General features: G+C 71.7%; 7 protein-coding genes. 5 read left to right on the top strand and 2 right to left on the bottom strand.

What is annotated here, in order from left to right; translation table 11 throughout:
* Window positions 1–72: 72 nt before the first annotated feature.
* Window positions 73–759 (bottom strand): DUF4232 domain-containing protein, encoded by a 687-nt coding sequence (locus ACFW2E_RS28470; RefSeq protein ID WP_384469927.1) that lies wholly within the window; start codon window positions 757–759, stop codon window positions 73–75.
* Window positions 760–1082: 323 nt separating this feature from the next.
* On the bottom strand, window positions 1083–1781 hold the full coding sequence (locus ACFW2E_RS28465) for a type 1 glutamine amidotransferase domain-containing protein (RefSeq protein ID WP_384469926.1): 699 nt from the start codon (window positions 1779–1781) through the stop codon (window positions 1083–1085).
* 181 nt (window positions 1782–1962) lie between these two features.
* Here ACFW2E_RS28465 and ACFW2E_RS28460 point away from each other — a divergent pair, with 181 nt between their 5' ends.
* The 5 genes from ACFW2E_RS28460 to ACFW2E_RS28440 all read left to right on the top strand — a co-directional run bounded on the left by ACFW2E_RS28460 (window position 1963) and on the right by ACFW2E_RS28440 (window position 8554).
* Complete coding sequence (locus tag ACFW2E_RS28460) at window positions 1963–2778, top strand: DUF427 domain-containing protein (RefSeq protein WP_384469925.1); 816 nt, start codon at window positions 1963–1965, stop codon at window positions 2776–2778.
* 333 nt (window positions 2779–3111) lie between these two features.
* Complete coding sequence (locus ACFW2E_RS28455; RefSeq protein WP_384469924.1) at window positions 3112–4227, top strand: GNAT family N-acetyltransferase; 1116 nt, start codon at window positions 3112–3114, stop codon at window positions 4225–4227.
* Between the two features lie 697 nt (window positions 4228–4924).
* The gene (locus ACFW2E_RS28450; RefSeq protein WP_384469923.1) at window positions 4925–6547 is read left to right on the top strand and encodes an FAD-dependent monooxygenase; all 1623 of its coding nucleotides are present in this window, start codon (window positions 4925–4927) and stop codon (window positions 6545–6547) included.
* Between the two features lie 100 nt (window positions 6548–6647).
* Entirely contained in the window at window positions 6648–7490 is an 843-nt protein-coding gene (locus ACFW2E_RS28445; protein WP_384469922.1) for a PP2C family protein-serine/threonine phosphatase, read from the top strand.
* A gap of 50 nt (window positions 7491–7540) precedes the next feature.
* The gene (locus ACFW2E_RS28440; RefSeq protein ID WP_384469921.1) at window positions 7541–8554 is read left to right on the top strand and encodes an MASE1 domain-containing protein; all 1014 of its coding nucleotides are present in this window, start codon (window positions 7541–7543) and stop codon (window positions 8552–8554) included.
* Window positions 8555–8597: the final 43 nt, after the last annotated feature.

Genomic DNA, 8597 nt, shown 5'->3' with positions numbered 1-8597 from the left:
TCTCCCCGGCGCTGTCTCCCCTCCCCTGGGGGGGCGGCCCCCCCCCCCGCGCCCCCCCCCCCCGCCACCGGTTCAGGACGGCTTGGCCGCCGACACCGCGGTGACGGTGACCTTGTCGTCGCACTCGGCGAACTGGCCGTCCTTCAGGGCGACCTGGTGCAACCCGGAGCCGGGCAGACCGATCACCATCGTCGGATACACGACCGGCTTCGCACCGGACTGGCAGTAGCCGTCGGCCTCGCCCTGAACCTGTACGAACGTCAGCTTCACCCATGCCTTGGCCCCCGGCGCCACCGTGACCGGCGAGGCCGTGCCCGTGGGGGTCACCGCCAGCGGACGGTTGTGCTGGGGGGAACCGTTGCCCGCTCCGGCCACCGAAGGGTGCCCCTGCAGGACGCAGGCCTGTGCCGAGGTGTTGGTGAACTCGACCACCGCCGCCCCGGTCCCCGTGCCGTCCGGGCGATCGGCCGCCTGGTAGGCGCTCGCGTTCAGGGCGGTCACCGCGCACGTCTTCGGCGTCTTGCCCGACGAGCCGGATCCGCCGGAAGTGCTGGTGGGGGAGGACTTCGGCGTGCCCGCTTCGGAGGGCTTCGCACTCGGAGCGCCCGGTGTCGGCGTGGCGGACGCCGTGGTCGGCGTCTGCGACGGCGACTCGGCCCCGGACTCGTCGCCGCCCGGCTGGCAGGCGGTCACCACCAGCGCGGCGGACATGGCCGCCATCGCCATCGTCGCTCTGCGAATGTTCTTCCCGTACTGCATGACGCCCCCGATATCGGAATGCCCGGGCCGGCCCGCTGCCGGCACTCGTCCATGGAGACAGGTAAGCCGAAGCCCGGGTTTCCGCTGTTGATCGTCTGTGACACGGCGGTGACAAGAGCCGGGCCGGTGGTGCCGAGCCGTCGCGGTTCCACGACGAGTTCCGCCACCAGCCGATTGTGACGGCACTCACAAGCGGGCCGGACACCGCTCCTTCCCTGCTCGGGGGCCGGAGGTGACGTCCTGCGGCAGACTGCGGGCCGGCGGGCCGTCGCTCACCGGCCCCCGGCCCGCCGCCAGGGCGATCGCGATGCCGGCGGCACGGCTCAGGCGGTCAGCTTCCGGAGGACCTCCGTCGCCAGCGGAGCGGACGAGGACGGGTTCTGGCCGGTCACGAGATTGCGGTCGACGACCACGTTCGGCGCCCACGGCTCGCCGACCCGGACCTTCACACCGGCCTCCACGAGCCTGCTCTCGAGGAGCCACTTCGCCCTGCCGCCCAGGCCGGCCTGCGTCTCCTCGGCGTTGGTGAACGCGGCCACCTCGTATCCGGCGAAGGCGTTGGAGCCGTCCGCACGGACGGCGGCCAGGAGCGCGGCCGGGCCGTGACAGACCACGGCGAGCGGCTTGCCCGAGTCCAGGGCGTCGACGAGCAGCCGGCCCGAGGCCGCGTCGACGGCCAGGTCCTCCATCGGGCCGTGACCGCCGGGGTAGAAGACGGCCGCGTAGTCGGCGAGGTCGACGTCCTCCAGCGCGATCGGGTGTTCCAGCTCCGTCATCGCGGCGAGCCCGTCCGCGATCTCGTCGGCGCCCTCCCGGCCGCCGTTGACATCCGGCGCGAGGCTGCCCCTGTCCACGGTGGGAACAACACCGCCGGGCGTGGCGACGACGATCTCGTGGCCGGCGGCCCTGAACGCCCGGTACGGGGCGACGGCCTCCTCGGCCCAGAAACCGGTGGGGTGCCGGGTGCCGTCGGCGAGCGTCCAGTGGTCGACGCCGGTCATCACGAAAAGGATCTTCGACATGCTGATTCTCCAAGGGAACCACCGCGGACGCGGATCGTCAGCGCGGCGACGCCGACGAAGGTATGTCCGCAAGCCATAGCTTTCCAATGAGGAATCCAATGTCCGGCATAGGGAATCCAATGGATGGGAACGCGGTGTGCGGTCGTGGGCGTTACTGAACCACGGGAAGGGAGAAGGGCACATGACCACACTCCGCACCGCGGCATCCGTACGCTCCACCCCCGAAGGCCTCCTCTGGGAGCCCAGCGGCCGCTGGGTGCGCGGCCGCAAGGGCGGCATCACCGTGGTGGACAGCAGACACCCCGTCCTCGTCTGGGAGCCCGGCGTGCCCGTACCGCTGTACGCCTTCCCGCGCGAAGAGGTCCGCGAGGAGCTGCTGCGCCCGGCGAAGAACCCGCCGGCCGGTGCCCACACCGGCTCACGGATCTTCTACGACCTCGAAGTCGACGGCGAACCGCTGGAGAACGCGGCCTGGACCTTCCCCGCCGCCGACCTGGCCGGACACATCGCCTTCGAATGGTCCGAGCGCACCGGCCGCGGCCTCGACCACTGGTACGAGGAGGAGGAAGAGATCTTCGTGCACCCGCGCGACCCGCACAAACGCGTGGACGCCCTGGCGAGCAGCCGTCACGTCGTGGTCGAGATCGGCGGCACGGTGGTGGCGGACACCAGCCGCCCGGTGCTGCTCTTCGAGACGGGCCTGCCGACCCGCTACTACATCCCCCGTGAGGACGTGCGCCTGGATCTGCTCGTGCCCACGGCCCACGGCAGCGGCTGCCCGTACAAGGGAAGGGCCGAGTACTGGTCCTGGGGCGGCGAGGCAGAGGTCCCGGCCAACGTCGTCTGGAGCTACCCCGATCCGCTCCCGGCGGTCTCGGCGGTCAAGGGGTTCCTCGCCTTCTACAACGAAGCCGTGGACATCGTGGTGGACGGCGAACGCCTGGAGCGCCCCACCACACCCTTCAGCCGGACGCTCTCGACGCGCCCCACGGCCTGACGGGAGCCGCCTGCGCGGCGCCGGGCGGCCGCAACGATCTCGGCCATTCGCCCTGAAATCCACCGATGCGGGAGGCACCCTTGACAGCGTGCGTACTGTTTCGCGACGTTTGAGCCTTGCCGAGCAATTCGGAATCTCTGTCGTCGACCGCGGAACGAGCGCGTACACCGCGCGGATCGGCAGATGTCCAGAGAAGTGGCAGGACGCGGACATCGCGTCATAGGGGGGAGCGATCGCCGATGCGATCCATGAGCCATGTCCCACACGCCCGACCGGCCTGTGCCGCCACCGGTGTGGCACTCGCGCACTCCGCGGAAGGACGGTCGATCTGAGGTGGACATCACGATCCACAGACCCGGCGAGCTGACCGAGTCGCTGCGCCGGGCCTGGCACCGGGCGATGGACGAGTCACCGGAGTACGCCAACCCGTTCCTGGCCCCGGAGTTCGCGATCGGGATCGGCAGGCACCGCGGCGGGGCGAGAGTGGCGGTACTGCGCGAGGAGGGGGAGCCCGTGGGCTTCTTCCCCTACGAGCGCGACGCGTTGGGCGTCGGCCGGGCGATCGGCCTCGGCCTCTCCGACTGCCAGGCCCTCGTGCACCGCCCCGGAGTCGTCTGGGACGCGCAGGAGTTGCTGCGGGCCTGCCGGCTGTCCATATTCGAGTTCGACCACCTCGTCGAGGAACAGAGACCGTTCGCGAGGCATGTGACCGGGCGGTTCGCCTCGCCGGTGATCGATGTGAAGCCGGGTGAGGGCAGTTACGCGGAGTGGCTGCGCGGCTCGTACCCGGGGCTTGCCAAGACGACGTTGAAGAAGGAACGCCGTCTCGGGCGCGACGTGGGCGAGGTGCGGTTCGTCTTCGACGAGCGCGATCCGCGGATGCTGCGCACACTGATGCGGTGGAAGTCCGCCCAGTACCGCAGGACGGGCCGCATGGACCGGTTCGCCAGGCCGTGGATCGTCGACGTGGTGGACCATCTGTTCCACGTCCGCGAGGAGCACTTCACGGGCGTGCTGTCCGTGCTCTACGCCGGGGACCGGCCGGTGGCCGCCCACTTCGGACCCCGATCGAGCACGGTGCTCGCGGCCTGGTTCACCGCGTACGACCCCGAACTCCGCTACTACTCGCCGGGGTTGATGATGCATCTGCGGACGGCCGAGGAGGCGGGCCGCGACGGTGTGACGCTGGTGGACCTGGGGCGCGGTGACAAGGAGTACAAGGACTGGCTCAAGACCCGTGAGCTGCGTGTGGGGGAGGGGTTCGTGGCGCGGCCCCACCCCGTCGCGGCGGGGTACCGGCTGTGGCGCAGACCTGTGCGGGGCCTGCGGAACACGGTCCTGGCCCATCCGAAACTGCGGGATCCGGCCGACCGGCTGCTGAGGACGGTGGGCACGCTGCGCACCTCGCACCGGACGACCTCCGGCGGAGCGGCCCCCGGCGGCCGCTGAGCAGCCGGACCGGCAGCCGGTCGGCCACCGGGCCCACAAGGCCGAACGGCCGGCCGCCGCGCTCCGGCAGTACTCCTGCCCCGGACGGACGCCCGGTCCAGCCGACCGGCTGACGCACGGATCGCGCGAACCGCCGTCGGACCCACGCCTGTTGTCCGAGGCTGACGCACGCCTCGGGGACCGCTCACGGAAGGCGGGCACGCGGACCACGTCTCGCACTACCGCGGGCATGCGCTCCGGCACCCGGGCCGATCCGGACGCGGCGGTCGGCAGCCGCAACCGCGCACGCCGGCCGGCGGTTCATCCGTCACCTGGAGGCCGGCCACTACTACGGCACCGGCATCTCCCCGGCATCCCGTCACCGCGTGGGACACCGTCGTGGAGACGGACCCGCAGAAACGGCTCCCGGCGCCGACCCCGGTGCGGGAGCGGCCGCCGCGCTTCCTGCCGGACGCCCACTCCGACGTCGTGCACGCCCACAGCGTCTCCTCGCCCGGTGCTCGCGCCGGGCGGCCGGTTCGACTTCACCGGGCCCGCTCCACGGACGACTGGGAGGCACTCCCGCACGGCCGGCCCAGGATCCGGGTCACCCGGGCGGAGGTGAGCCGACCGGGCGACACGTTTGTCCGGTGGCCGTGCGTCCGCCTGCGCGTGACGATGACTGGGGACAGGAACGGGGCATCGCCGGGGAGCACACATGGCCGACACCCAGGTCCTGGTCGCGGGCGCGGGACCCGTCGGCCTGACGGCGGCGCTGGAACTGCGGCGGCGGGGCGTCGGCTGCCGTCTGATCGACCGGCTGCCGGCCCGGCCGCCCTACGCCAAGGCCGTGGGCGTCCAGCCGAGAACCCTCGAGATCTGGGACCGGTCCGGTGTCGTACGAGAGGCGCTGGACGCCGCGTTGCCGATGCGGGGACAGCTCGTCTACGTCAACGGGGCGGAACAGGCACGGGTCGAACTGGTGTTGCCGCCGCAGGTGCCGTACGGCTTCGCCGCGCTGCCCCAGTACGAGACCGAGCGCATCCTCGAGGAACGGCTGGCCCGGCACGACACCCTGATCGAACGGGGAACCGAACTCGTGTCCTTCGAGCAGGACGCGAAAGGGGTCACCAGCAGGCTGCGCACCGTCGCCGGAGCGGACCTGGAGCTGCGGTCGGAATTCCTGGTGGGGTGCGACGGAGCGCACAGCGTCGTACGCAAGCAACTGGGGCTGTCGTTCGAGGGCGGCGCGTTCCCCGAGGAGTACATGCTGGCGGACGTCGAGCTGGACTGGGACCTGCCGCCCGGCTACGCCGTGCGCGCCATGCACCGCACCGACGACGGGCCTGTCGACGACCTCCTCGTCTGCATCCCTGTGCCGGGGCGCTCCCGGTACCGGGTGTCGATGCCTGCCGCGCCGGACCTGGCCGGGGCCCGGCAGCCGGGAGCGGAGCCCGCGGACGGGGTCGTGCACGGCCTGGACGGCGATCGGATGCCCGGGATCGAGCACATCGAGAGGGCCCTCGACCGGCTCTTGCCCGGGCCGGCCGTCGCCTCGGCACTGCGCTGGTCGTCGGTCTTCCGGGTCGGCCACCGGATCGTCGACCGCTATGCCGACGGCCGGGTCTTCGTCGCCGGTGACGCCGCGCACATTCATCCGCCGACCGGCGCACAGGGCATGAACACCGGCATCCAGGACGCCCACAACCTCGCCTGGAAGCTCGCGCTCGCCGTCAGGGGTGTCGCGCAGCCGGGCCTGCTCGACAGCTACGACGCGGAACGCAGGCCCGTGGGGGAGGAGGTCGTGGGCCGCACCGTGCGCCACGCGGCCCAGGGCGTCCAGTCGGACCCCGACGACCTCGTCACGGTGCTGATGCGTGAGGCCCAGCTGCTGATCTCGTACCGGGACAGCGCCCTCGTCGAGCCGGCCGCCGACCACCCCGGACCGGGCCCGGGCGACCGCGCTCCCGACTGCAGTGGGCTGCGGGACCCGATCGCCGCCCACCCGCTGCGCCTCTACGACCTGCTGCGCGACCGGGACCACGTGCTGCTGCTCTACGCCGACCTCCCCGACCAGCTCACGGGATTCGACGAAGTGGCCGGTGCCGCGCGGGACGCGGCCCGGGGAGAGCTGACGTGCTACGGCCTGCTCGCCCCCCAGGTCGACGGGGCCGGGCTCCTCCTGCCCGTGGTCCACGACGCGGGCGCGGAGTTCCGCCGCGAGTACCGCGTAGACGGGCCCACCGCCCTCCTGATCCGTCCGGACGGCTACGTCGGGGTCCGCGCGGCTCCGATCAGCGGGGCCGGCGTGCTGTCCGGGCTTGCACGGGTGTTCGCCTGACCTTCCCCGTGCCACTCCGGAACAACTGCTCTATATGATCGTATGAAGATAAAATCTAGAGGTTTGCCCGGAAAGGGCCATGGCCTCGCCGGAGTGATCGATGCCCCGCAAGCGCCCGATGGACGACGGAGACGAGCTGCTGGCCAGACTCCGGTCGCTCACCGCACAGGCGCGCGAACGCGCGGAGCTGCAGCGCTCCCAGGTCGAGCTGGCCATCGCCCTGCAACGCGGCATGCTTCCCCGTGACCTGCCCGACACCCCGCGATGCCACGTGGCCGTCCGGTACGCGCCCGCCTGCTACGGACTGAACGTGGGCGGGGACTGGTACGACGCCTTCGTCATGCCCGACGGCCGGATCGGGCTGTCCATCGGGGACGTCCAGGGCCACAACATCGAGGCGGCCGCCTTCATGGGCCAGGTCCGGGCCGGGCTCCGTGCGCTCGCCTCCGTCACGAGCGAGCCCGGCGAACTCCTCACCCGTACGAACGACCTGCTCCTGTCCCTGGGCAGCGACCTCTTCGCCACCTGCACCTTCGTACGGCTCGACCCGTCCACCGGGGTGCTGGAGAGCGCGCGGGCCGGACACATCCCCTTCGTCTGGGCCATGGCGGACGGAAAGTCCGGCATCGCCGAGGACGAGGGGGGACCGCCCCTCGGCATCGAGAAGGGGATGGAATACCCCGTCGCCCGGTTCCGGCTCACGACCGGCGGGGTCGTCATCCTCCTCACCGACGGCGTCGTGGAGGGGCCCTCGCTGTACATCGAGGACGGGCTCGACCACGTGGTGCGGCTCGCCGGCATCGCGGCCGCCGCGGGCCTGGGCGCGGATGCGCTCGCCGCGGCCGTGATCAAGGGCGCCGAACTCGTGGGACACGAGGACGACGCCGCCGTACTGGTCGTGGGCCACGACGGGCCCGATTCTCAGCCCGGCCCTCAGCCGTAGGGCCGGACGTCGCGTCCCTCGCCTGGCCGACCGTGCGGCACAGGTGTGTGATGGCTGATGTGGTGCGTACCCGGGATCTGCGCCGTCCGGTCGTCTACGTCCTCCAGACGCTGGCCGTCGCCGCCTGTTACTACGGAGCGGGACGGCTCGGACTCCTGCGGCATCTCACCGTCCAGGACGCCGTGGTCACCCCCATCTGGCCGCCCACCGGCGTCGCGGTCGCCTGCTTCCTGTTCCTGGGCGTGGGCTGCTGGCCGGGCATCGCGCTCGGCGCCCTGCTCGTCATCATGTCCATCAGCCCGCCCGGCCCCGACGCGGCCGGCATCGTCCTGGGCAACACCCTCGCGCCCCTGTGCGCGTACCTCATGCTGCGCCGGGTCGGCTTCCGGACCGATCTGAGCCGGTTGCGGGACGGCCTCGCCCTGGTCTTCCTCGGGGCGCTGACCGCCATGCTGATCAGTGCGACCGCCGGCGTCGGCTTCCTCGTCCTCGTGGACAAGCTCGCCATGCACGGCGTCGGGCTCGTCTGGCTCGCGTGGTGGGTGGGCGACGCGATGGGCGTCCTGATCGTCACCCCGATCCTGCTGATGCTGTACACGATCCGCCGGCCGATCGGGCTGTCACGCTGGAAGGAGGCCCTGGTCGTGGGGCTCGTCGCCTGCGGCCTCATCCCCCTGGCCACACGCAGCTCCGTCAGCCTGCTGTTCCTTGTCTACCCGCTCCTCGTCTGGGCGGCGCTGCGCTTCCGGCTCGCGGGCAGCATGCTGTGCGCCCTCCTCGCCTCCGTCATGGCCACCATCGCGGCGACGGACCACATCGGCCCCTTCCGGCGGCTGAGCTCCGTCGAAGTGATGATGAAACTCCAGGCCTTCAACGGGACGATGGCGCTCACCGCGCTGCTCCTCTCGGCCGTGATCACCGAGCAGCGCAACACCAGGCTGTCCGTGGAACAGGCCTGCCAGGAACTGGCCGAAGTGCTCGAACATCTCACCGCGGGCGATTCCCCGCCCAGCCGTGCGCCGACGGACGAGGGGACCCGGCCGGGGCGACGCGGATCGGTGTGAAACGACGGGACCGGCACGGTCCGATACGCGAAGTACCCCCCTA

Source organism: Streptomyces sp. NPDC058964, from assembly GCF_042741275.1.
Taxonomy (GTDB): Bacteria; Actinomycetota; Actinomycetes; order Streptomycetales; family Streptomycetaceae; genus Streptomyces.
Note: the sequence above shows the minus strand (reverse complement) of the source record. Positions and strands in the feature narration are given on the sequence as shown.